Source organism: Rathayibacter sp. AY1D1, from assembly GCF_002932635.1.
Classification (GTDB): domain Bacteria; phylum Actinomycetota; class Actinomycetes; order Actinomycetales; family Microbacteriaceae; genus Rathayibacter.
Genome location: NZ_PSVY01000002.1, coordinates 256,132 through 279,346, shown reverse-complemented (window position 1 = coordinate 279,346; position 23,215 = coordinate 256,132). Strand labels below are relative to the sequence as shown.

Below are 23,215 nucleotides of genomic sequence, written 5' to 3'. Positions count from 1 at the left end.
GCCCGCGCGGCGCCCGGTCGCCGTCGGTCCGGCACCGGAGCAGGCGGCGGTCGGCGCCGCCGCATGAGCACTCCCCGGGGATACCGCGCGGGCCGGAGGTGCGGCGGGACCTGCCGAGTCTCATCTGCCCAGACTAGGCCCCGGCGCATACCCCGCGCGGTATCCCCGGGGAGTGCTCATGCGGCGGCGCCGACCGCCGCCTGCTCCGGTGCCGGACCGACGGCGACCGGGCGCCGCGCGGGCAGCACGCCGACCCGCTCCCCCGGCTCGAGGCGGTGCCCCGACGCGTGCTGGACGGTGACCTCCTCGCCCGTCGACAGCCGGACTGTCGAGCGCCGCACCGGCCCCAGGAAGCTCGAGGCGAGGACGACTCCGGGCAGGGAGTCGGGAGCGCCGTCGGCCACGACGGCGAGGTCCTCGGGGCGGAGGAACACCGACACGGGCCCGTCGGCCGCCGCCGCGTCGACGAGCGGCAGGCGCACACCGAGCGCGAGGACCGATCCCGACGAGACCGTCCCCGCGACCACCGTCGAGAGGCCGACGAAGCGGGCCGTGAAGGCGGTCGCCGGGCGCGCGTAGAGGTCCTCCGGTGCACCCAGCTGCTCGATCCGCCCGGCGTTCATCACCGCGACGCGGTCGGCGACGGCGAGCGCCTCCTCCTGATCGTGCGTGACGAAGAACGTGGTGATGCCGATCTCGGACTGCAGGCGCTTGATCTCGTCGCGCAGCTGGACGCGGACCTTCGCGTCCAGTGCCGACAGAGGCTCGTCCAGCAGCAGCACCCGCGGCCGCGTGACGAGGGCGCGCGCGAGCGCCACCCGCTGCTGCTGGCCGCCGGAGAGCTCGTGCGCGTAGCGGTCGCCGAGGGCGCCGAGGCCCACGACCTCCAGCGCCTCCCCCGCGGCCGCCCGGCGCTCGCGCGCCCCGACTCCCCGGGTGCGCAGCCCGAACTCGACGTTCTCGCGCGCCCGGAGGTGCGGGAAGAGCGAGTACGACTGGAAGACCATGCCCATGTCGCGCTTCGCGACGGGGACGTGGGCGACGTCCTCCTCGTCGACGAGGATCCGCCCCGCGTCGATCCGCTCGAGACCGCTGAGGGCGCGCAGGGCTGTGGTCTTGCCGCAGCCGGAGGGGCCGAGCAGCGCGATGAACTCACCCGGGGCCACGTCGAACGAGACGCCGTCGAGCGCTCGCGCGGAGCCGTAGTGCCGCTCCACGTCGACGAAGCGCACGCGGGCGCCGGGGAGGGTGGGAGCGGTCACGAGGAGCCTTTCGAGGAGCGCGCCCGGCCCGTCGGCAGGCCGATCCGCGCGAGGCGGCCGATCCCGAGCAGGAGGGCGAAGGCGAAGAGGAGCGAGAGCAGCGAGAAGATCACGGCGACGTAGGCGTCGGACTTCGACACCTGCACCAGGCCGGTCTGGAGGGTGGTGCGGCTGAGGAGCGAGGCGATCGTGTACTCGCCGAGAACGACTGCGACGGTGATCAGCGCGGCCGCGACCAGGCCCCGGCGCAGGTTCGGCAGGAGGACCCTCCCGAGCACCGCGAGCGGGCCCGCGCCGAGCGAGCGGGCCGCCTCCAAGAGCGTCACGGCGTCGAGACCGGCGAGGTCCGCCGCCACGGCGCGGTAGGCGTAGGGCAGGACCAGCACCCCGTAGGCGAGAGCGAGCGTCCACGGCGCGGAGCCGGCGAGCCGGGTGACCACGGAGTAGACCGGCGCGAGGCCGACGACGAGGACGATGGCGGGCACGGTCAGCGGGAGCAGGCAGACCAGCTCCAGAGCCCGGCGCAGGCGCGGGAGCCGGATCTCGACGAGCAGCATCGTCGGCACCAGCAGGACCAGGACGATGAGGGCGGTGACGACGGCGAGGACCAGCGAGTTTCCGATCCCCTGGAACAGCGAGCGGTAGGCGCGCTCGTTCTCCGGGTCGAGGATCGCCGTCCAGTGCGAGAGGTCGTGGCCGCCGGCGCCGCGGAGCGTGAACTCCGCCATCGCGACGATCGGAACGGCGAACACCAGCCCGGTGATCACGAGCACCGCCCCGGACAGGAGCCGCGCGGGCCTCATCGCTGCCACCGCCGGGCCCGGCGCTGCAGCAGCGCGTACCCGGACATCAGGACCACCATCACCGCGAGCATCCCGAGCGCGAGGGTGCCCGCGAAGTTCTCGCGGCCCAGCACCGTCTCGCTGACCAGCGCGGCGCGGATCTGCAGCGGGACGATCTGCGCGCCCTGGCTGATCAGCGCCGCCGCGGTGGCGAAGGAGGAGAACGCGTTCGCGAACAGCAGCAGCACGCAGCCGAGGAACGACGGCGCCAGCACCGGGAGGGCGACGTGCAGCCAGTAGCCGAGCCGGCCCCCGCCGAGCACCGCGTTCGCCTCGGCCCACTCCGGGCGCAGACCCTCGAGCGCGGGCAGGAACGTGAGCACCATCAGGGGCACCTGGAAGTAGAGGTAGGGCAGGACGAGCCCGGGCAGCTGGTAGAGCCACACGCCGTCGGCGTACAGGTCGACGCCCGCTCCCGCGAGGAGGGTGGTCACCAGCCCCTGCACGCCGATCGTCGCGATGAAGGCGAACGCGAGCATCACACCGCCGAACTGCGCGAGGACGCTCGCCGCCGCATCGACGACGGTTCGGAGCGCCCCGCGCGGATCGGAGCCGAGCAGGGCCAGGCACACGACCGCGCCCAGCACCGCGCCGACGACGGCGGTCACGGCCGAGAGCCCGAGCGACGCGCCGAAGGCGGACAGCACGACGGGATCCCCGAGCGCCAGCACGTTCGCCGTGGCGAAGCGGCCGTCTCCGTCCGTGAATCCGGTCGCCACTGCGAGGACCGTGGGGACGGCCAGGAACAGCAGGACGTAGAGCGCGAAGGGGGCGACGCCCAGCACGGCCGGGGTGCCGCGCCGTCCCCGGGGCGCGGACGCCCCGGAGACGGCCTCGGCGGGAGCGGTGGTCACTGGATCGCCGCGGCCCACTTCTCGGCGAGGAGCGACGAGGCCGCCTCGGTCTGCTCCTCCGTGAACTGGACGAGGTCGGAGGGAGCGGCGCCGACGGCGTCGAGCGCGTCCTGGTCGACAGTGCCGGCCTCGGTCATCGCGGCCAGGCGCACCGGGTAGGCGCCGGCGGCGAGGTAGAGGTTCTGCGCGGCGTCGGAGTAGAGGTACTCCTGCCAGAGCCGCGCGGCCGCCGGGTGCGGAGCGTCGGCGTTGACCGCCTGGTTGTAGTAGCTGCCGACGGCGGAGCCCGGGAGGACGGTCGTCGTCCACTCGCGGGTGCCCTCGTTCGCCTTCCCGGCGGCGAGGTTGTTGTAGCTCCAGTCGAAGACGACCGGGGTCTCGCCCGAGGCGATGGTGGCGTCGGTCGGGTCCAGCGGCAGGAAGTTGCCGGCGTCGTTCAGCTTCTCGAAGAAGTCGATCCCCGCCTGGACGTCGTCGGCGGAGCCGCCGGACTGGAGAGCCGCGAGCTGCACTGCGGCCGCGGCGGCTCCCGCCTGGGTCGGGTCGCCGTTGATCGCGACCGAGCCGCGGTAGTCGGCGCCGAGGAGGTCCTCGAGCGACGTGGGCGCAGGCACCGCGGCCGCGTCGAACCCGATCGACATCAGGCCGGTGTAGTCGTTCACCCAGAGGCCCGACTCCTCCTTGTTCCCCTCGGGGATGTCGTCCCAGGACTCGACCTTGTACGGCGCGAACATGTCCGTGTTCGCCAGAGCGACGGCCGGCCCCAGGTCGAACACGTCGGGAGCGGTGTCCTGCCCGGCGAGGTTCTCCGCCGTGCTGATCTCCTCCGCGGAGGAGACGTCGGGGTCGGCGGAGTTCACGGTGATGCCGTACTCGTCCTCGAAGCCGCTGATCAGCTCGCCGTAGTTCGCCCAGGTGTCGGGCAGGGCGATGACGTTGAGCTCGCCCTCGGCCTTCGCGGCCTCGACCAGGGCGTCCAGCCCGCCGAGGTCCGCGGCGGATGTGGCGGACGCCGCGTCCGCGCCGCCGCCGTCGGACGAGGCGGTGGCGCCGCCGGAGCAGGCCGAGAGCGTGAAGACGAGGGCGGTGCCGGCGGCGGCGACCGCGGCGGTGCGCGACAGGCGCTGAATGGTCAAGGGTCCTCCAGGAGTCGGGTGGGCCGCCCCGGTGGGACGGCCTCGGGAACGGTAGGAGCGCCGCGAGACGGCGAGGGAGCGCGGCGGTGAATGCCGGGCGAACGCCGGGGGCCGAATCGGAGACGGCGATGTCGGGGGCGTTCGCTAGCGTGGGCGGACCATGACCGAGCAGCTCTCCCCCGCGCTGGCGCGCCGCATCGCCCTGGCGGCGCAGGGGTTCGGCGTCCCCCGTCCCTCCCGGGTCGACGGGCGCCGGGTGCGCGCCGCCGTGGACGGGATCCGCCCGCTCCAGCTCGACTCGGTGAACGTCTTCGAGCGGAGCCACTACCTGCCGCTGCTCGCGCGGCTCGGCCCCTACGAGCGCTCCCTCCTCGACGCCGCGGCCTTCTCCCCCGACGGCTCCTACGTCGAGTACTGGGCCCACGAGGCCGCCCTCGTCCGCCGCGAGGACCTCCCGCTCTACCGCTGGCGGATGGAGCACTACCGCCGGGTCCGCCTGCCCGAGCACGAGGGCTGGGCCCACGAGAACCGCGCCACCCTCGACTGGCTCCGCTCCGCGCTCGCCGACGGTCCCCTCCGCGCCTCCGAGATCGAGCACGAGGCCAACGTCCGCACGGGCCCCTGGTGGGGCTGGTCCGACATCAAGCGCGGCCTCGAGGTCCTGTTCCGCTGGGGCGAGGTGGTGACGGCGGGGCGCACGCGCTTCGAGCGCTCCTACGGTCTCGCCGAGCGGCTCCTCCCGAGCGCGGTGCTCGATGCCGACGTGCCCCTCCCCGACGCCGTCCGCGAGCTCGTGCGCCGGGCGGCCCGGGCCCATGGGATCGGCACCCTCGGCGACCTGGCCGATTACCACCGGCTGCTCCAGTCCCCCACGCGCGTCGCGATCGACGAGCTGGTCGAGGCGGGCGAGCTCGAGCGCGTCGAGGTGCGCGGCTGGGAGCGGGGTGGGCGTCCCGTGCCGCTCTGGCGGCACGTCGACGCCCGACGCCCCCGCACGCTCCGGGCGGACGCGCTCCTCTCGCCGTTCGACCCCGTGGTCTGGCACCGGCCGAGGGCCGAGCTGTTCTTCGGCTTCCACTACCGGATCGAGATCTACACTCCGGCCGAGCAGCGGGTCCACGGCTACTACGTCCTCCCCGTGCTCCTCGACGACGTGATCGCTGCACGGGTCGACCTCAAGAGCGAGCGCAAGCGCCGGGTCCTCCTCGTGCAGGCCGCCTGGCTCGAGCCGGGGGCCCCGGCCGACACGCCGGAGCAGCTCGCCGCGCTGCTGGTCGAGGCGGCGGCCTGGCAGGGCCTCGACGCCGTCGAGGTCGTCGGTCGCGGCGACCTCGCGGCCGCCCTCGCCGCAGCACTGAGGAGGATCGCGTGAGCGCGCCCGGCGGCGTCCTGGCGCTGGCGCTCTCGGAGCGCTGCGTCGCCCGTCTGCTCGAGCGCGGGAGCGTCGTCGGGGTCGGCACGGGCGAGCTCGCCCACGCGGCCGGCGTCTCCCTCCGGACCTTCCACCGGTACCTCGGCGGGAAGGAGGACTGCGTGCGCCCGGTGCTCGCCGCCGCGATCGCCGCGATGGGACGCGCCCTCCTCGAGCGCCCGGCCGCCGAGCCGCTGAACGCGGCGCTCGGTCACGCCTTCGCCGCGGCGGCCTCCGGTCCCCACCTCGACCGCACCCTCCGGCTGATCCCCCTGCTCACCGAGACCTCGGCGATGCGCGCCGTCTGGGCGCAGTCGCTGCACGACGGCGAGGAGGAGCTGACGCCGTTCCTCGCGGAGCGGATGGGGCTCGACCGCATGTCCCCGCACCGGGCGGCCGTCCTGGCCACCGTCGTCCTCGCCCTGGTCCGGCGGGCGCTGGTCGACGCGGCCGCGAGCGGCATCGACCCGGCGCCGGTCTTCGCCGAGTACCTGACGACCGTCGACGGCGGTCCGCTGGCGGCTCCGACCGGATGACGTCCCGTCCGGCGCGGTGGCGCGTGCACCTCTGACCGAAGCGGGATGCGGTACGGGGCGGCGATCGTCGACGGGGCGTCGGCCGGATCGGCCTGTTAGAAGCGCGAGCCCATCTCGGAGAGGCGGGCGACGCGGTCCGCGATCGGCGGATGGGTCGCGAAGAGGCGCGCGACCACCCCCGGCTTCGACGGGTCGGCGATCCAGAGGTGCGCCATCGAGCTGTTCTGCCGCTGCATCGGCCGGCCCGCGGACTCGAGCTTGAGCAGGGCGCGGGCGAGGGCGTCGGGGTGGCGGGTCGTCAGCGCGCTGGTCGCGTCGGCGAGGTACTCGCGCTGACGGGAGATCGAGAGCTGCACGACCGAGGCGACGATCGGCGCGAGGACCATCGACACCAGCCCGACGATCAGGAGCGCCGGGTTGCCCCCGCCGTTGCCGTTGCCGCCCCGCCCGAAGAAGGCCAGGCGGAGGAAGGCGTCCGAGAGGAAGCCCACCGCGACGACGAGACCGAAGACGATCATCGAGACGCGGATGTCGTAGTTGCGGACGTGGCCCAGCTCGTGGGCCATCACGCCCTCCAGCTCGGCGTCGTCCATGATCGCGAGCAGGCCCGTCGTCGCAGCGACGACGGCGTGCTCGGGATCACGGCCGGTCGCGAACGCGTTCGGCGCCGGGTCGTCGATCAGGTACACCTTCGGCATCGGCGTGCCCGTCGCGATCGAGAGGTTCTCGACGATGCGGTACAGCCTCGGCTCGTCCGCCTTCTCCACCGCCACGCCGCCGCTGAGCGCGACCGCCTGGCGAGCGGCGAAGAAGTACTGGAAGAACGCGTACCCGGCGGCGATCACGAGGACCACCACGACGATCGTCGTGCTGCGGTAGACCGCTGCCGCCAGGGCGCCCAGGCCGCCGATGATCACCAGGAACAGGACGAGGATCAGGACCGTGTTGCGCTTGTTGCGGGCGATCGCGCTGTACACGGCGTCTGCCTAGAACTGGACGCGCGGGGGCTCCGAGATCGCGGCGAGATCGCCGACCTCGAAGAACTCGCGCTCCGAGAAGCCGAGCCGGCGCGAGAAGAGCGTGTTCGGGAAGACCTTCACCTTGGTGTTCATCTCGCGCACGCCACCGTTGTAGAAGCGCCGGGCCGACTGGATCTTGTCCTCGGTGTCGACCAGCTCGCCCTGCAGCTGGAGGAAGTTCTGGCTCGCCTGCAGCTGGGGGTACGCCTCCGCGACCGCGAAGATCGACTTGAGCGCGCTCTGCATGTGGTCCTCGGCGACCGACGCCTCCGCCGGGCCCTGGGCCTGGAGCGTCTCGGCGCGAGCCTGCGTCACCGACTCGAAGACCTGGCGCTCGTGCGAGGCGTAGCCCTTCACGGAGTCGATCACGTTGGGGATCAGATCCGCGCGGCGCTTCAGCTGGACGGTGATGTCGCTCCACGCCTCGTCCACGCGGACGTTGAGGGTGACCAGCGAGTTGTACGTCGCCCAGAGGTAGACCCCGAGGATGACCACGAGCGCGACGACGACGATGAGCGGGACGAGCCATTCCATGCCGTCCAGTGTAGGGACGGCGCGCTCCCCGGCACCTGTCGATGAGGCGCATTCGCAGGGGCGGGTCGGCCCTACTTGAGGGTCTTCTGCAGCAGGACGGTGCTGAGCCAGCGCTCGAACTTGAAGCCGACGCGGCCCATCCGGCCGACCTCGACGAATCCGAACTGCGCGTGCATCGCCAGCGACGCCTCTGCGCCCTTGTCGGCGATGACGGCCATGATCTGACGGATCCCCACGGCCTTCGCGCGCTCGAGGAGCTCGGCCATCAGCGCCCGGCCGAGGCCCTTGCCGGTGGAGGCCGCCCGCAGGTAGATCGAGTTCTCCACGGTGAAGCGGTACGCCCGCTTGGAGGACCACGGCGACACCATCGCGTAGCCGAGGATCTGGCCCGACGGCGAGACGGCCACGATGAAGGGCAGCCCGAGCTTCTGGTTGCGGGTGAACTTCGTCCGCCACTCCTTCAGCGTCGAGTCGTCCTCGTCGAAGGTCACCACCGTGTTGCGCACGTAGTGGTTGTAGATCTCGCGGATGTCCGGGAGGTCGGCGTCGCGGGCGTCGCGGATCTCGAACGAGAAGCCGGGCTCGGGAGGCGGCGCCTTCCGCAGGTGCGGCGGCAGGACGCGCCGGCTCTCGTACTCTTCCTCAAGCATCCGGCTCTCCTTCGGCTCCGCCCATCGATCCGGGCCAGCGTAGCCGCCCCGCGGGCGAGCACCCGGTCACGCGAGAGCGCTCCAGTCGACCGGCTCCGCGCCGCGCTCCTCCAGGAGGGCGTTGGCGCGGCTGAACGGCCGGGAGCCGAAGAAGCCGCGCGAGGCCGACAGCGGGCTGGGGTGCGCGCTCTCGATCACTCCGGCCTCCCCCAGCATCGGGCGGAGGGACGCGGCGTCGCGGCCCCAGAGGATCGCGACGAGAGGCGCGTCCCGAGCGGCCAGCGTGCGGATCGCGTGCTCGGTGACCGCCTCCCAGCCCTTCCCGCGGTGCGAGGCGGGAGAGCCGGGGGCGACGGTGAGGACCCGGTTGAGCAGCATCACGCCGCTCGAGGTCCAGCCGCTGAGGTCGCCGTGCTCGGGTGGCTCGACGCCGAGGTCGTCCCGGAGCTCGCGATGGATGTTCTGCAGGCTCCTCGGCAGCGGGCGCACGTGGCGGTCGACCGCGAAGGACAGCCCGATCGGGTGCCCGGGCGTCGGGTACGGGTCCTGTCCGACGATGAGGACGCGCACGTCCGCGAGCGGTGCGGCGAAGGCGCGGAGCACGTCGCGGCCCGCGGGGAGGTAGGGCCGGCCGGCCGCGACCTCGCCGCGGAGGAAGTCGCCCATCGCGGCGATGTCCCCGGCGACGGGGGCGAGCGCCTCCGCCCAGCCCCTGTCGATCAGTCCCGAGGCCGCGAGCTCAGCGAGGTCCACCGAGTCAGCCCGCCGCGAGCGTCGCGACGACGACTCCGGCGTCGCCGCCGCTCACGCGCCACACCGAGCCGGCGCCGCCGACGCGGAGCGCGCCGGTGCCGACGATCAGCACGGTGGACTCGTCGAGCGCGACGCCGCCGTCGACCAGGCCCGCCTCGACGGCCGCGACCAGGCGGCCGAGGGTCCCCCACTGCGCCGCGTGCACGTCGACCGTCACGTCGATGAGGCCGATGCCCTCGAGCACCGTGACCTCGTCGAGCTCCTCCGCCGCGCCCTCCGGGACGACGGCGACGCCGCCGATCCGGTGGCCGCCGACGAGGGCGCGGTCGGCCGCGACGGCGGCTCCCGCCGAGTAGCCGGCGTACGGCACTCCGGAGGAGACGAGATCGCGCAGCCGCGGGAAGCAGGCCTCGAGCGCGTCGCGGTAGGCCGGGGTCAGCCCCCCGCCGACGAAGATCCCGTCGACGTCGTCGAAGACCGCGGGATCGATCCGGCCGCCCTCCGGCTTCATCACGGCGAACGCGTCGAGCGGGCCGACCGTCGCGAGCAGTGCCGCGTAGCCGGCGTAGGCCTCCGGGCCGAGCCCGTCGTGGACGACGACGATCGCGATGCGCGGGCCCTCGATCCGGCCGGCGTCGACCGCGTGGGCGCGCGCCTCCGCGAGGAACGCCCCGTACAGCTGCTGGTCGTGCTCGACGCCGCCTCCGCCGCCAATGAGGTGGACGCTCACTCGTCGTCCTCGGCGAGGGCTCCGTCCACCGGGGGCAGAGCCGACCAGGGGAAGACGATCCAGCGCGGGGTGCGGCGCCAGAAGAAATCGGGCTCGAGCACCGTGCGCGGCTTCGTGTACAGGGTCACGGTGCGCACCTCGGCACCCATCGCGCGGATGAGCTTCACCGAGAGGGCGAGGGTGTGGCCGGAGTCGGAGACGTCGTCGACCAGGAGGATGCGCTTGCCGCGCACGGACGCCTCGTCGAGCAGCGGCGGCAGCACCACCGGCTCCGCCAGGCGCGCCTCGACGCCGGTGTAGAACTCGACGTTCAGCGCGCCGCAGCTCTTGATGCCGAGCGCGTAGGCCACGGCGCCCGCGAGGAGCAGACCGCCGCGCGCGATGGCGACGACCAGCTCCGGCCGGTAGCCCGACGCGACCACGTCGTCGGCCAGGTGCCGAGCGGCGTCGCCGAACTCGAGCCAGCCGAGCACCTCCTTCTCCGTGGCGGCGAGGAGGGCGGCGGAGTCGTCGGCGTCGGAAACCATGAGGGACAGGCTAGGCCGTCGCGGGCCTCCGCGTCACATCGGTCAGGCGCGCGGGGCCAGGGGTCCCTTCGCGACCTTGTGCGGGGCCGCCTGCGCGACCGGCTTGATGGTCACCAGGTCGAGGTTGACGTGGGCGGGGAGCTCCACCGAGGAGACGATCGCAGCGGCGACGTCCTCCGCGACCAGCGGGTCGGGGACCTCGGCGTAGACCGCGTCGGCGCGCTCCCGGTCGCCGCGGAAGCGGACCAGCGAGAACTCGTCCGTGTGCACCATCCCCGGCGCGATCTCGATCACGCGGATCGGCTCGCCGGCCAGCTCGAGCCGCAGCACGGCGACCAGCGCGTGCGCGGCGTGCTTGGCGGCGTTGTACCCGCCTCCGCCCTCGTAGGCGACGTGGCCGGCGATCGAGGTGACCGTCACGATGTCCGCGGAGGTGCCGCTCCCCCGGATCCCGGCCCGCAGCAGCGGGAGCAGCGCGCTGGTCACGAGCTTCACCGAGAGCACGTTGATCTCGAACATGCGGCGCCAGTCCTCGGGGTCGGACCTCTCGACCGAGTCGAGTCCGAGCGCGCCGCCCGCGTTGTTCACGAGCGCGTGCACGGGCCCGGAGGAGGCGAGGTGGTCGCGCAGAGCGTCGACCTGGGCGGCGTCGGTGAGGTCGGCGGCGAAGTACCCGGCGCCGGTCTCGGCGGCGAGCGCCTCCAGCCGGTCGCGCCGGCGCGCGACGGCGACGACCTCCCAGCCGTGCTCGCGGAACAGGCGGACCGCGGCCGCCCCGATCCCTGAACTCGCTCCTGTCACGACAACGCGTCGATCCACGCCCGTCCCCTTCCGTCAAGCCTCGGACACCCTCGACTCCGTCGTCGCAGCCCAACGCTAGTCTGGCCGCGTGCCGCCCGCCGACCCGGTTCCCGCGACCGCCGGGACAGCCGTCACCCCGAAGCGCCGCGTTCCCCTCTGGGACAACGCGCGCTTCGTCTGCGTGACCCTCGTCGTGATCGGGCACGGCGTCCAGAGGCTGACGGCCAACTCCGACACCTCGCTCATCGTCTACCTGACGATCTACGCCTTCCACATGCCGGCGTTCGCGATCATCTCGGGCTACTTCTCCAAGAGCGGCGCCCCGAGCGGGCGCGCGATGCGGCGGGTGCTGACCGACATCCTCCTGCCCTACCTGATCATGGAGACGATCTGGACCCTGGTGCAGTTCCTGGTCGAGGGCAAGCAGGAGTTCAACCCGACGAAGCCGAGCTGGACGCTGTGGTTCCTGCTCGCGCTGGGCATCTTCCGCCTCGTCCTCCCCTACCTGGCGCTGCTGCGCTGGCCGCTGCTGATCAGCGTGGTGCTCGCGGTCGGGGTCAGCTACTACGACAACATCGACTCGACCTTCTCGCTCGCACGCGCGATCGGGATCCTGCCGTTCTTCGTGTTCGGCTGGCGCCTGCGCGGCTTCGCCCCCGGCGGCCGCTCCGCCGTCGAGCGCTGGCTCGATCAGCCGCCGTCGCGGGTCCTCCTCGCCCGGATCCTCGCCGTCGTCCTCTTCGCGGTCACGGCGGTCGTCATGACCGTCAACATCGAGGCGTTCCGAGCGGCGGACCTGCGCTACTGGTTCTTCTACGACCGCCCCTACGACGCCCTCGGCGAGACCCAGTGGTGGGCCGGGCTGGTGCGGCTGGCCCTGATGGCCGGAGCGGTCGTGCTCTCGCTCGCGCTCTTCGCGCTGGTTCCGCGCCGCCGCACCCCGCTCACAACCTGGGGGCAGTCGACGATGTACGTCTACCTCCTCCACAGCTTCGTCCTCTATCCGCTGCGGGAGTCCGGGATCCTCTCGCGGACGGAGAGCACGCTCGCCCTCGCGCTGATGATCGTGTTCTGCATCGCGGTCTCGGTCGCGCTCTCACTGGGCTGGACCCGCACCGTCTTCCACCGGCTGGTCGAGCCCCGCGCGGCCTGGCTCTTCGCCCCGGCGGCCGACGAGAGGCCCCGGCGCCCGGACCGCGCCGACCCCACGGGCGCCAAGCGCGACCGGCAGCCCGAGCGGCGCTGACGGCCGTTACCCCGTGTGTCGGCGGTCCTGGCCGCCCGGCGGGCCCCCGCGTACGCTCGTCGCGACGGAGAACGGCCCCGTCCCCGACCCCGACGATCCGATGGGAAGCACCATGACCGACTCCGAGAAGTGGCAGTTCGAGACCAAGCAGATCCACTCGGGCGCCGCGCCGGACCCGGTGACCAAGGCCCGCGCGACGCCGATCTACCAGACCACCTCCTACGTCTTCGACAACGCGGAGCACGCCCAGAACCTGTTCGCGCTGGCCGAATTCGGGAACATCTACACCCGCATCCAGAACCCGACCCAGGCGGTCGTGGAGGAGCGGCTCACCGCCCTCGAGGGCGGCTCCGGCGCCCTGCTGCTCGCCTCGGGCCAGGCCGCCGAGACCGCGGCCGTGCTGAACATCGCCCAGGCCGGCGACCACATCGTCTCGTCGTCCTCGATCTACGGCGGCACCTACAACCTCTTCAAGTACACCCTCGCCAAGCTCGGCATCGAGACGACCTTCGTCGAGAACCAGGACGACCGCGAGGAGTGGCGCCGCGCCGTCCGTCCGAACACGAAGCTGTTCTTCGCCGAGACCGTCGGCAACCCCAAGATCAACATCCTCGACATCCGCACCGTGGCCGATGTCGCGCACGACGCCGGCGTGCCCCTGATCGTGGACAACACCATCGCGACGCCCTACCTGATCCGCCCCTTCGAGCACGGCGCGGACATCATCGTGCACTCGGCGACGAAGTTCCTCGGCGGCCACGGCACGGTCATCGGCGGAGCGATCGTCGACGGCGGCCGTTTCTCGTGGACCGCGAACGCCGAGCGCTTCCCCGGCCTCACCACGCCGGACGAGTCGTACCACGGCGCCGTCTACACAGCCGCGGTCGGCGACTCCCTCGCCTACATCATCAAGGCCCGCGTGCAGCTGCTGCGCGACCTCGGCGCCTCGATCGCCCCGGCGAGCGCCTGGCAGCTCATCCAGGGCATCGAGACCCTCTCGCTCCGGATCGAGCGCCACGTGCAGAACGCGCAGGAGATCGCGGAGTACCTCGAGAACCACTCCGACATCGCCTCGGTGAACTACTCGGGCCTGCCGACCTCGCCCTGGTACGCCGCGGCCAACCGCTACGCGCCGAAGGGCGTGGGCGCGGTGCTCTCGTTCGAGCTCAAGGGCGGAGTGGACGCCGGCCGGGCCTTCGTCGACTCGCTGGAGCTGTTCTCGCACCTGGCCAACATCGGCGACGTCCGCTCGCTCGTCATCCACCCCGCGTCGACCACGCACTCGCAGCTCTCGCCTGAGCAGCAGCTGACCGCCGGCGTCACTCCGGGCCTGGTGCGCCTGTCGGTGGGACTCGAGAACGTCGACGACCTCCGCGCCGACCTCGACCAGGCCCTCCGCGCCGCGCGCGCCGTCGTCGAGGCCTCCCGCGCGAACGCCTGAGGCCCCTCGGCGCCCTGACGGGGTCCCCGTCCTCGGGGACCACGTCGGGGCGCTCCGCGCGCGGGCGGAGGAGCGGGGGAGCAGGGCGTAACAAACGGCTCCGCCCCGCGGCGCTCTGACACGATGGACAGCGCTATGGACTGGCAGCAGACACTCGAGGACACGGTCCCGTCGGCGTTCGTCACCGAGCGCCAGCTCCTCTCGGTCATCGGCAAGCCGCCCGCCACCGGAGCCTGGCGCGACGGCGACCACCCGGGCGGGCGCCGCTTCGTCGACCTCGGCCCGTTCGACTTCGAGGCGGGCGGCCGCCTCCCCCACGCCCGCATCGCCTACGAGAGCTGGGGCGCGCTGAACGAGCGCCGCGACAACGCCGTCCTCGTCCTGCACGCGCTGACCGGCGACTCCCACCTGCTCGGCCGCGGCGATCCCGGCCACGCGACGGACGGCTGGTGGTCGGGACTCGTCGGCCCCGGCCTCGTGATCGACACCGACCGCTTCTTCGTGGTCGCCCCGAACATGCTCGGCGGCTGCCAGGGCTCCAGCGGTCCCGCGTCCCTCGCCCCCGACGGCCACGAGTGGGGCGCACGGTTCCCGTACACGAGCATCCGCGACCAGGTACGGGCGCAGGTGCAGTTCAGCGACCTGCTCGGCGTCGAGCGCTGGTACACCGTCATCGGCGGCTCGATGGGCGGGATGCAAGCGCTGGAGTGGGGGATCGACCACGCGGAGCGGGTCGCGCGCCTCGCGGTCCTGGCCGCTCCCCCGCGGGCCACGGCCGACCAGATCGCCCTCAACTTCGTGCAGCTCGAGGCGATCCGCAACGACGCGGCCTTCGCGGGCGGCTCCTACTACGACGCCGGCGACGGCCAGGGCCCGTACCACGGCCTCGCGCTCGCCCGCCGGATGGCACTGCTCAACTACCGCAGCCCCTCCGAGCTCAACGACCGCTTCGAGCGCAGCTGGCAGTCGGGGCTCAGCCCGCTCGGCGGCGGCGGCCGCTTCGCAGTGGAGTCGTACCTCGACTTCCACGGCAACAAGTTCACGCGCCGCTTCGACGCGAACAGCTACATCACGCTCGTCGAGGCGATGAACTCGCACGACGTCGGCCGCGGCCGGGGCGGCGAGGCGGCCGCCCTCTCCCGGATCACCAGCCCGACCCTCGTCCTCGGCATCGACAGCGACCGGCTCTTCCCGGTCGAGGGCCAGCGGATCATCGCGGCGCACGCTCCCGGCGCCCTCGACGGCGGAGAGGTCGCGGTGATCACCTCGACGTTCGGCCACGACGGGTTCCTCATCGAGGACGACGCGGTCGGCGCGCACCTCGCCCGGCTGCTGGCGCATCCCGCGACGGCCTGACCCGCCCGACCCCGGCGCGGTTCGACGCCCCGAACCGCTCCGACCGGCCCGGGCAGTGGCTATCGTGAGACGGGGGCCAGCCCCGCGCCACGACCGGAGGGGGCCAGAGCGTGCCGATGATCCGCAGCGCCCGCGAGCGCGACCGGCTGCTGCGCCACTCCGCCTGCGGGATCGGCCTGCTCACTGAAGCGGGGGCGCTCGGCATGGCCCTCATCCCCGGAACGCTCCAGCCCGCCGCCGTGCCGTTCGCCGTCGCGCTGCTCCTGGGCATGATGGCCGCCCACGTCGAGCTCGCCCGGACGGGGCGCCGCAGCCGCGTGATCGCGGTCGCCGTCGGCGGCCTGCTGCTGGGCTGGGGCCTCGCCCTGGGGCTCGCTCCGGGCGCCGACTTCGCCGGGTTCGTCCTGGTCAACACCGCGAACGCCGTGACCGCGAGCATCGCCGTGGTCGTGACGACGTCCGCGCGCCGCCTGCTCCTGCTGCTGCCGGTGCTCCTCCCGAGCCTGATCCCGTCGGTGCTCGTCTCGAGCGGCACCATGATCCCCACCGTGGTCGTCCAGAGCCTGCTGCCCTGGGGCACGCTCTGCGGCTTCGCCCTCTGGATCGGCACAGCGGTCCCGCGGGTGGTGCGGCGGATCGACAGCATCGGCAACGCCCACCGCGTGGAGCGCCTCGCCAGCGAGACGGAGGCGCAGCGCCGGCAGGGCGCGCGGCTCCTGCACGACACGGTGCTGGCCACCCTCACGCTCCTCGCGCACTCGGGCCGCGGAGTGTCGGTCGACGCGCTCCGGCAGCAGGCGGCGCAGGACGCGCAGCTCCTGCGCCAGCTCCGGCTCGGCGGGACCCCCACCCCGAGCGCGTCCGGCTCCTACCAGCTGACCAGCGTCACCTCCGCCCCCGCGGCCAACACCCTCGAGACCGTCCGCAACCGCTTCGGCCGGATGGGGCTCGACGTGATCTGGCACGGCTCCGGCCAGGTGGCGCTCACCGGCGCGGCCCTCGACTCCTTCGTGCTCGCCCTGGCGGAGTGCCTCGAGAACGTGCGCCGCCACTCCGGCGTCGCCTCGGCCGACGTGACGATCACCGAGGACGAGACGACCGTCCGCGCGATGGTCACGGACGCGGGCGCGGGCTTCGACATCGCGACCGTCCCCGACACGAAGCTCGGCTTCAAGGAGTCGGTGATCGCCCGGCTCGGCGACGTCGGCGGCCGCACCAGACTGTTCAGCGCCCCCGGATCGGGGACGACCGTGGTGCTGGAGGTCCCCAAGTGAGCCCCGCGCCGGAGTCGCGGGCCCCGCTGCTGGGACGCGTGCCCGCGACGCACGGCCGCTCCTCCCGGTCCGCCCGCTCGGTCCGCCGCCAGCAGGAGGGGCTCGGCACCAACTACCTCGGCAGCGGCCTCAACGGCATCGCCGCCGCGATCCTCGCCTACGAGCTGCTGATCTTCCTCTCGACCTCCGCCCGCTACAGCGACCTCGCACCCGCGGCGATCGCCTGGGTCCTCGTCGTCCTGGCCTTCGGGTCCACCGTCCTCGCGATCCACCTCGGCGGACGCCGCCTGCCGCTCCCGGTCTACCTCTGCTTCCTCGTCGCCGTCGGAGCCGCCGTCGTGCTCGACCTGGTGGCCGTGACCGACTCCGGCGCGGCCCGCACCGTCCCCACCGCCGCGGTCGCGGGCGCCGTCGCGCACGCCGCGCTGATCGTCCACCGGCGCGGGATCGAGATCCTCGCGGTGAGCGCCCTCGTCGCGATCGCCGAGGTGATCGCGTTCCTCTCGATGGAGTCGGGCGGCGCAGGCGCGCTCTCGGTGCGCATCAGCGCCCTCGTGGTGACGATCGCGCCGGCCGTCGTCGTGGTCGTGATGATGCGCGGATTCCGCCGGATGGTCCAGCTCGAGATCGACCGCGCCCTCGTGCAGAGCACCACGCTCGGCCCGCGCTACGCGGTCGGGATGCTCGCCTCGGAGGAGCTCGCACGGCTCGACCTCGCCGCCGAGCGCCTCCTCGCCGAGGTGGGCGACGGCTCGGTCCGCCTGCCCCTCGACGCCCAGCGCGCCGCCCACGCGACCTCGCTCGCCACCCAGCTCCGCCTCCACCTCATCGAGGGGCGGCGCGAGACCTGGCTGCACCATGCCGTGCTCGAGTCCGAGCTGCTCGCGCCGCTCGTCGAGCTCGACGACCCGGACGGCACCGCCGGACTCCTCGGGCACCAGCAGCGCGACGGGCTCCTCTCGGCGATCTGGCTGATGGCCGACAGCGCGACCGGACTCGCCGTGGTCCTCCACGTCGAGTCGGGCAGCCCCCGCGATCCCGGAGCCGGGACGGCCGCCCGAGGACTGCTCGTGCCGATCACGCTCCGCTCCTCAGGCGCGCCCTTGCGCGGCGTCGATCCTGCGACGTGGGAGGCTATCGCTCAGGTCGGCGTCTTCCGCGACACCTCGCGCGACGGGGAGCTCCGGATCGAGATCGACTGCCTGGTCGAGAATCCCGCCGACCGGTGAGCAGCCGCCGAGAGACCGCCGACGACCGCCGACCGAAGGACACCGATGACACCCACCGCTGACGCGAAGATCACTCTCGCGGTCGTGGACGACCACAAGATGCTCCTCGGAGCGCTCACGGAGTGGATCCGCGGAGCCGCCTCCGACATCCAGCTGGTGGCCGCGGTCGCCTCCTGGCCCGAGCTGCTCACGCACCCCGAGTTCCCCGTCGACGTCGTGCTCCTCGACCTCGACCTCAAGGACAACATCCCGATCTCGGTGAAGCTCTCGACCCTCAAGACCACCGGGGTGAAGACCGTGCTGATGAGCACCTACTCCGAGCCCGCCGTGGTCCGCGAGGCACTCGCCTCCGGAGCCCTCGGCTACCTCGTGAAGACCGAGGACGCGGACATGATCGTCGAGGCGATCCGCGCGGCCAAGGACGGCCACTCCTACATCTCGCACGAGCTCGACATGGCGCTCTCCACCGGCGACTCCGACGGAGCGCCGAAGCTCAGCGCGCAGGAGCGCCGCGTGATGGCTCTCTACGGCGGCGGCGAGCCGGTGAAGTCGGTCGCGTTCGAGCTGGGCATCTCGGAGGAGACGGCGAAGTCGTACCTCAAGCGGATCCGCGAGAAGTACCGCGTCGTCGGCATCGACGTCGGCACGAAGGTGGCGCTCCGCAAGCGCGCCATCCACGACGGGATCCTCATCGAGACGGACTGAGTCCTCTTCCGCGGCGGTCCCCGCCCGCCGCGGCGCGGTCGGCTTCACGACGGGGTGCGTTCCGCAGAGCGGGGTGCGTCGCCCGGCATCGATCCGCTGACACGCGGATCACTGTCGGCGGGCTCCACGACGGCGCGGCGGTCCCCGCCCGCCGCGGCGCGGTCGGCTTCACGACGTGGTGCGTTCCGCGGAGCGAGGTGCGTCGCCCGGCATCGATCCGCTGGCACGCGGATCGCTGTCGGCGGGCTCCACGAGGGCGCGGCGGTCCCCGCCCGCCGCGGCGCGGTCGGCTTCACGACGTGGTGCGTTCCGCAGAGCGGAGTGCGACGCCCGGCATCGATCCGCTGGCACGCGGATCACTGTCGGCGGGCTCCAGGGGGGGGGGCGGCGGTCCCCGCCCGCCACGGCGCGGTCGGCTTCACGACGTGGTGCGTTCCGCGGAGCGAGGTGCGTCGCCCGGCATCGATCCGCTGGCACGCGGATCGCTGTCGGCGGACTCCACCTCGTCGAGCGGCGGCCACCTGCTCCTGCAGTCGAGCCGGGCGGGCGTGCCCGAGTCGTGCCGGTCGAGTCGCCGCGGGACGCGGCGTATCGGGACCCGCCAGGCACGGACAACGGGTCGATGCTGGTCGAGATGCCGCGGGACGCTGGGCATCGAGACCCACCGGACCGGGACTGCGAGTGCTCCTGCGGGCCCGCGTCAGGGGGCCAGGACGGCGACCGTCATGCCGGGCGTCGCGGCGGGGGCGTCCATCGCGGCGAGAGCGGCGGGCAGGTCCTCGAAGGCGATGGTGCGGCCGACGGAGTCGGCGGGGCGCAGACGGCCGGCGACGATGTCGTCGAGGAGGGCCGTGTAGCCGCTCCGGGCGATGCCGTGGCTGCCCAGCAGCTCCAGCTCCTGGGCGATGACCCGGCCGAGCGGGATCGCCGGTGCCGCGTCGGGCCCGAGGAGCAGACCCACCTGCACGTGCCGGCCGCGCGGACGCAGGGCGGCGATCGACGCCTCCGCCGTGACGCTGCTTCCGACGGCGTCGACCGCCAGATGGGCACCTCCTCCGGTCGCCGCCCGGATCGCCTCGGCGGCACCCTCGCCTCCGGGGACGGTCACCGCCCCGAGCGCGGCCGCGGCCTCCCGCGCCGGGGCGGAGACGTCCGACGCCACCACGCGGGCCCCGGCCGCGAGCGCGACGATCACCGCGGAGAGGCCGACTCCGCCGCAGCCCAGCACCGCGACCCACTCCCCCGGGGCGACCCGGCCGCGCTCGTGCAGGGCGTGGTACGCGGTCCCGAAGCGGCAGCCGAGACCGGCCGCCTCGACGAAGCCGACGGAGTCGGGCAGGCGCACCAGGTTCAGGTCCGCACCCGTCACGGCCACCGCCTCGGCGAACGACCCGTCGAGGGTGAATCCCGGCTGCTGCTGCCGGAGGCACACCTGCGTCGCCCCCTCCCGGCACTGCTCGCAGTCGCCGCAGGCGAACACGAACGGCGCCGTGACCCGGTCACCGACCGCGAAGAGCGACACCTGGGCTCCCGTCGCGATCACCGTCCCGGCGAACTCGTGCCCGGGGATCTGCGGCAGGACGACCGAGTCGTCGTGCCCCTTCCACGCGTGCCAGTCGCTCCGGCACACCCCGGTCGCCGCGACGCGGACGACGACGCCGTCGACGGGGCAGACGGGCTCCGGGACCTCGACGATCGCGGGGAGGGCGGAGAAGGACGAGTAGCTCACGGCGCGCATGCCGAGAGTCTTCCAGAGGCCCTGGCCGCGCTCTGCTTACAGCGCGTCGACCGGGATGCCGCCGGTGCCCGGCTGGGCGGGCTCGCGGTGGACCGGGTAGACCGTGCCTCGGGCGCGGTCGATCGCGATACTGCCGAAGGCGAGCACGATCCCGGCCGCGGTCAGGCCCACGCCGACCCAGATGGGCGACAGGTAGCCCAGTCCGGCGGCGATCGTCAGGCCGCCGAGCGCGGCACCCACCGAGTTGCCGATGTTGAGGGCGGAGTGGTTGAGCGCGGCCGCGATCGTCTGGCTGTCGCGCGCCACGTCCATCAGCCGGGTCTGGATCGCGGGCGACGCGGCCGCCGAGAAGCCCGCCGAGAGGAACGCGAACACCACCAGGCCGACGACCGACGAGGCCGACAGCGCGAGTCCGATCAGCGAGACGCCGACGCCGGCGAAGAACACCACCAGCGCCCGCCGCACGTCGCGGTCGGCGGCCCAGCCGCCGACGAGGTTGCCGACGGTCATCCCGAGGCCGATGACGACCAGGATCCACGGGACCGCGCCGAGCGGCAGGCCCGTCACCTCGGTCGCGAGCGGCGAGATGTAGCTGTACATCGCGAAGAGTCCGCCGAAGCCGATGGCGCCGACGAGCAGGGTCATCCAGACCTGCAGGCGCCCGAACGCCCGCAGCTCGTTGCGGACGGTCGCCGCCGGATTCCCGGGTTGCGCGGGCACCAGCAGCTGGACGGCCACGACGGTCAGCGCGAAGAGCACCGCGACCACGAGGTAGGCGCTGCGCCAGCCGGCCACCTGCCCGACCCAGGTGATCGCGGGCACGCCGACGACGTTCGCGATCGTGAGCCCGGAGAGGACGAACGCGACTCCCTTGCCGCGCTTGCCGGGACCCATCAGGTCGGCGGCGACCAGGGAGGCGATGCCGAAGTAGGCGCCGTGCGGAAGCGCGGCGACGAAGCGCGCGGCGAGGACGAGCGGGAAGCTCGGGAGCAGCGCCGAGCCGATCGTCCCGACGGTGAAGGCGACGAGGAGGGTCAGGAGGAGCCTCTTGCGCGGCCAGCGCGCCGCTGCGGCGGCGATGGTGGGGGCGCCGACCACGACACCGAGCGCGTAGGCCGAGATCAGCATCCCCGCCTGCGAGACGGCCTGCTCCTGGCTCGCGGCCCAGACCCCGGGGAGGAGGTCGGCGGCGAGCTGCGGGAGGAGCCCCATCGCGACGAACTCGGTCGAGCCGATGCCGAAGCCCCCCATCGCGAGGGCGAGCAGGGCGAGGCGGGTCCGAGCGGGCGAGAGCGTCACCGGTCAAGGCTACTCAGGATCGGACGGATGTCGAATCGATTCGAGCACGCCCGGACACGAGAGGTCGTGGCGCGGACCCGCTACTCCCCCAGCGCGTCGTTCAGCCGGGCGATCTTGCCGTCGATCTCGCCCGAGTAGCCGGGGCGGATGTCCGCCTTCAGGACGAGCGACACGCGCGTCCCGAACGCTCCGACGGCCTCCGTCGCGCGCTTGACGACGTCGAAGACCTCGTCCCACTCCCCCTCGATCTCGGTGAACATCGAGGTCGTCCGCGACGGCAGGCCGCTCTCGCGGACGATGCGGACGGCGGCGGCGACGGCGTCATGGACGGACGCGTCGGGCGCCTCGCCCCCGGACGGTGCGACCGAGAATGCGACGAGCATGGGTGCCTCCTTGACTGCGCGCACCGCGTGCCGGCCCCGCGCCCTCCGAGCCTACGAGCCCTGGGGCGCCAGGCGGGTCTCGCCGGTCAGCGACGACGCGGAAGTCGTGGCGCCGGGTGCGACGACCCGCGCCGTCCCCATCCTCCACAGCTCGCGCAGCAGCCAGCCGAGCAGCACCACGAGGAGGATGTTCCGCACGGTCAGCACGAGCACCATCCACCAGTGCGACCAGAGGAGGAAGAGGTAGAGGTACGGGTAGACCACCTGGGTCAGAGCCGCAGTGACGAGCGTCAGCTTCGCGGGCCGGTCGAATGCGCCGTCGCGGCACGCGATCAGCCCGGCGATCACCGGCGGCGCGAGCCAGACGATGTACTGCGGCGAGAGCACCTTGTTGGTGTCGATGAACACGACCACGAAGGTCAGCGCGAGCAGCGGGAACAACCTGGCGGGGTCGGCCCGGCGGGCGAGAGCACGGGCACCCAGCAGGGCCACGCCGAGCATGGCCAGAGCGAGCAGCGGGGTCATCAGGCTCGCCGCGAACTCGGTGCCGGGCCCGTGCATCTCGAAGGTGTTGATGTCGGCGGCGTAGTAGACGTAGCTCCCCGATCCCGGGAGTACCGACAGCCACATCCAGGGAGTGCTCACGACGGCCTCGATCTGGAGGCCCCGATCGGTCTGGTCGGTGACGAAGCTGTAGACCTGGTCCCCGCCGCCGACGAGGACGACCGCGAGCACGATGATCACGGAGGCGACCGCGGGGACGAGGATCATCCGCAGCCGTCCGCGCAGGACCAGCACGGCAGCGGCGAGGATCGCGGCCGGCCACACCTTGATCCAGGTGGCCACGGTCAGCAGCAGCGCCGCGACGCCCGGACGGGTCGCCGCCCAGAGCATCCCGGCGATGGCCGGCGGCGCGGTGAAGGCGTCGATGCGGCCGATGGCGATCGGCCCGAGGAGGACGAGGAACAGCAGCCACCAGCGCGCCGCCGCGAGGCGCGGTGCCGACCGGCCGCGCAGCAGCAGGGCGAAGGCGGCGGCGTCGGCGAGCGCGACGAGGACGAGCCACATCAGGTCGTAGCCCGCCGAGCCGAAGAGCCAGGAGGCGGCGATCGGGCCCCAGGCGAGGATCGGGTAGACCCAGCCCCTGTCGATCCCGGCGATGCCGCCGCCCTCGACGGCGGTCCTCATCCACTCCTTGTAGACGATGCTGACGTCGCCCATCGGCAGACCCGGAGCGAACAGCGCCAGGAGGGAGAGCACCACGTGCACCAGCGCGAAGGCGCCCCAGAGCACGGCGACGGAGTCGCGGTTCTCGCGCAGCCGGGCAAGGGGGCGGGAGGACGCTCGAGGAGGGGAGGACGGCACCGCGTCATTGTAGAGGGGCCGCTGAACGGGACCCTGGCAGCACCTGAGCCCGCCTGAGAGCGCCGCTCCCGCCGGGCATCGGTCCCCCGGCGGCGTCGGTCGCCGCCGGGCGTCAGCAGACGGC

Annotated in this window: 23 protein-coding genes; 8 read left to right on the top strand and 15 right to left on the bottom strand. The window is 73.2% G+C overall.

Translation table 11 applies throughout. The annotated features are described in order from the left end of the window. Nucleotides 1-176 precede the first annotated feature (176 nt). The 4 genes from C5C56_RS02975 to C5C56_RS02960 are packed head-to-tail and all read right to left on the bottom strand — an operon-like array spanning nt 177 to nt 4,094. Entirely contained in the window at nt 177-1,262 is a 1,086-nt protein-coding gene (locus C5C56_RS02975) for an ABC transporter ATP-binding protein (protein ID WP_104249531.1), read from the bottom strand. Then, entirely contained in the window at nt 1,259-2,065 is an 807-nt protein-coding gene (locus C5C56_RS02970) for an ABC transporter permease (protein WP_104319082.1), read from the bottom strand. Before C5C56_RS02970 ends, C5C56_RS02975 begins: the two co-directional genes overlap by 4 nt. Beyond that, nucleotides 2,062-2,958 carry an ABC transporter permease subunit gene (locus C5C56_RS02965; protein WP_104319087.1) on the bottom strand — a complete coding sequence of 299 codons (897 nt, stop codon included), beginning with the start codon at nt 2,956-2,958 and terminating at the stop codon, nt 2,062-2,064. Before C5C56_RS02965 ends, C5C56_RS02970 begins: the two co-directional genes overlap by 4 nt. Next, entirely contained in the window at nt 2,955-4,094 is a 1,140-nt protein-coding gene (locus tag C5C56_RS02960) for an ABC transporter substrate-binding protein (protein WP_104283387.1), read from the bottom strand. The genes C5C56_RS02965 and C5C56_RS02960 overlap by 4 nt, the downstream gene beginning before the upstream one ends. Nucleotides 4,095-4,254: 160 nt before the next feature. On the opposite strand from C5C56_RS02960, the gene C5C56_RS02955 reads away from it, so the two are divergent. Together C5C56_RS02955 and C5C56_RS02950 are read left to right on the top strand one after the other, a co-directional pair. Further along, complete coding sequence (locus tag C5C56_RS02955) at nt 4,255-5,466, top strand: winged helix-turn-helix domain-containing protein (protein WP_104319081.1); 1,212 nt, start codon at nt 4,255-4,257, stop codon at nt 5,464-5,466. Continuing rightward, the gene (locus C5C56_RS02950) at nt 5,463-6,041 is read left to right on the top strand and encodes a TetR/AcrR family transcriptional regulator (RefSeq protein WP_104319080.1); all 579 of its coding nucleotides are present in this window, start codon (nt 5,463-5,465) and stop codon (nt 6,039-6,041) included. The genes C5C56_RS02955 and C5C56_RS02950 overlap by 4 nt, the downstream gene beginning before the upstream one ends. Nucleotides 6,042-6,136: 95 nt before the next feature. Here C5C56_RS02950 and C5C56_RS02945 read toward each other — a convergent pair whose 3' ends face one another. From C5C56_RS02945 to C5C56_RS02915, 7 genes are all read right to left on the bottom strand, one after another. Then, a complete protein-coding gene (locus C5C56_RS02945; RefSeq protein WP_104272601.1) occupies nt 6,137-7,018 on the bottom strand; it encodes a M48 family metalloprotease in 882 nt (293 codons plus the stop codon). 9 nt (nt 7,019-7,027) lie between these two features. Next, entirely contained in the window at nt 7,028-7,594 is a 567-nt protein-coding gene (locus C5C56_RS02940) for a LemA family protein (protein WP_104225511.1), read from the bottom strand. Between the two features lie 71 nt (nt 7,595-7,665). Then, the gene (locus tag C5C56_RS02935; RefSeq protein ID WP_104262462.1) at nt 7,666-8,244 is read right to left on the bottom strand and encodes a GNAT family N-acetyltransferase; all 579 of its coding nucleotides are present in this window, start codon (nt 8,242-8,244) and stop codon (nt 7,666-7,668) included. A 66-nt stretch (nt 8,245-8,310) separates the two neighbouring features. Beyond that, a complete protein-coding gene (locus C5C56_RS02930) occupies nt 8,311-8,997 on the bottom strand; it encodes a uracil-DNA glycosylase (protein ID WP_104319079.1) in 687 nt (228 codons plus the stop codon). 4 nt (nt 8,998-9,001) lie between these two features. Continuing rightward, nucleotides 9,002-9,727, bottom strand: a complete 726-nt coding sequence (locus C5C56_RS17455; protein WP_104272600.1) for a peptidase S51 — start codon at nt 9,725-9,727, stop codon at nt 9,002-9,004. Then, entirely contained in the window at nt 9,724-10,254 is a 531-nt protein-coding gene (locus C5C56_RS02920; RefSeq protein ID WP_104224441.1) for a phosphoribosyltransferase, read from the bottom strand. Before C5C56_RS02920 ends, C5C56_RS17455 begins: the two co-directional genes overlap by 4 nt. 42 nt (nt 10,255-10,296) lie before the next feature. Further along, nucleotides 10,297-11,073 carry an SDR family NAD(P)-dependent oxidoreductase gene (locus C5C56_RS02915; protein WP_258065546.1) on the bottom strand — a complete coding sequence of 259 codons (777 nt, stop codon included), beginning with the start codon at nt 11,071-11,073 and terminating at the stop codon, nt 10,297-10,299. Between the two features lie 70 nt (nt 11,074-11,143). Here C5C56_RS02915 and C5C56_RS02910 point away from each other — a divergent pair, with 70 nt between their 5' ends. The 6 genes from C5C56_RS02910 to C5C56_RS02885 all read left to right on the top strand — a co-directional run bounded on the left by C5C56_RS02910 (nt 11,144) and on the right by C5C56_RS02885 (nt 18,306). Continuing rightward, on the top strand, nt 11,144-12,301 hold the full coding sequence (locus C5C56_RS02910) for an acyltransferase family protein (protein WP_104287624.1): 1,158 nt from the start codon (nt 11,144-11,146) through the stop codon (nt 12,299-12,301). A 112-nt stretch (nt 12,302-12,413) separates the two neighbouring features. After that, a complete protein-coding gene (locus C5C56_RS02905) occupies nt 12,414-13,742 on the top strand; it encodes a bifunctional o-acetylhomoserine/o-acetylserine sulfhydrylase (RefSeq protein ID WP_104225507.1) in 1,329 nt (442 codons plus the stop codon). A 135-nt stretch (nt 13,743-13,877) separates the two neighbouring features. Further along, complete coding sequence (locus C5C56_RS02900; protein WP_104287625.1) at nt 13,878-15,098, top strand: homoserine O-acetyltransferase; 1,221 nt, start codon at nt 13,878-13,880, stop codon at nt 15,096-15,098. Between the two features lie 116 nt (nt 15,099-15,214). Continuing rightward, nucleotides 15,215-16,372 carry a sensor histidine kinase gene (locus tag C5C56_RS02895; protein ID WP_104224445.1) on the top strand — a complete coding sequence of 386 codons (1,158 nt, stop codon included), beginning with the start codon at nt 15,215-15,217 and terminating at the stop codon, nt 16,370-16,372. Between the two features lie 38 nt (nt 16,373-16,410). Beyond that, nucleotides 16,411-17,601 carry a hypothetical protein gene (locus C5C56_RS02890; RefSeq protein ID WP_146085725.1) on the top strand — a complete coding sequence of 397 codons (1,191 nt, stop codon included), beginning with the start codon at nt 16,411-16,413 and terminating at the stop codon, nt 17,599-17,601. A 45-nt stretch (nt 17,602-17,646) separates the two neighbouring features. Then, a complete protein-coding gene (locus C5C56_RS02885) occupies nt 17,647-18,306 on the top strand; it encodes a response regulator (protein ID WP_104224447.1) in 660 nt (219 codons plus the stop codon). 700 nt (nt 18,307-19,006) lie between these two features. Here the strand turns inward: C5C56_RS02885 and C5C56_RS02880 are convergent. From C5C56_RS02880 to C5C56_RS02865, 4 genes are all read right to left on the bottom strand, one after another. Continuing rightward, entirely contained in the window at nt 19,007-20,044 is a 1,038-nt protein-coding gene (locus C5C56_RS02880) for an alcohol dehydrogenase catalytic domain-containing protein (RefSeq protein WP_104272598.1), read from the bottom strand. 36 nt (nt 20,045-20,080) lie between these two features. Then, on the bottom strand, nt 20,081-21,295 hold the full coding sequence (locus C5C56_RS02875; protein WP_104246745.1) for an MFS transporter: 1,215 nt from the start codon (nt 21,293-21,295) through the stop codon (nt 20,081-20,083). Between the two features lie 128 nt (nt 21,296-21,423). Then, nucleotides 21,424-21,726: a thiamine-binding protein gene (locus C5C56_RS02870; protein WP_104224449.1), complete on the bottom strand. Its 303-nt coding sequence runs from the start codon at nt 21,724-21,726 to the stop codon at nt 21,424-21,426. A gap of 51 nt (nt 21,727-21,777) precedes the next feature. Then, entirely contained in the window at nt 21,778-23,091 is a 1,314-nt protein-coding gene (locus C5C56_RS02865) for a glycosyltransferase 87 family protein (RefSeq protein WP_146086438.1), read from the bottom strand. Between the last annotated feature and the right edge of the window lie 124 nt (nt 23,092-23,215).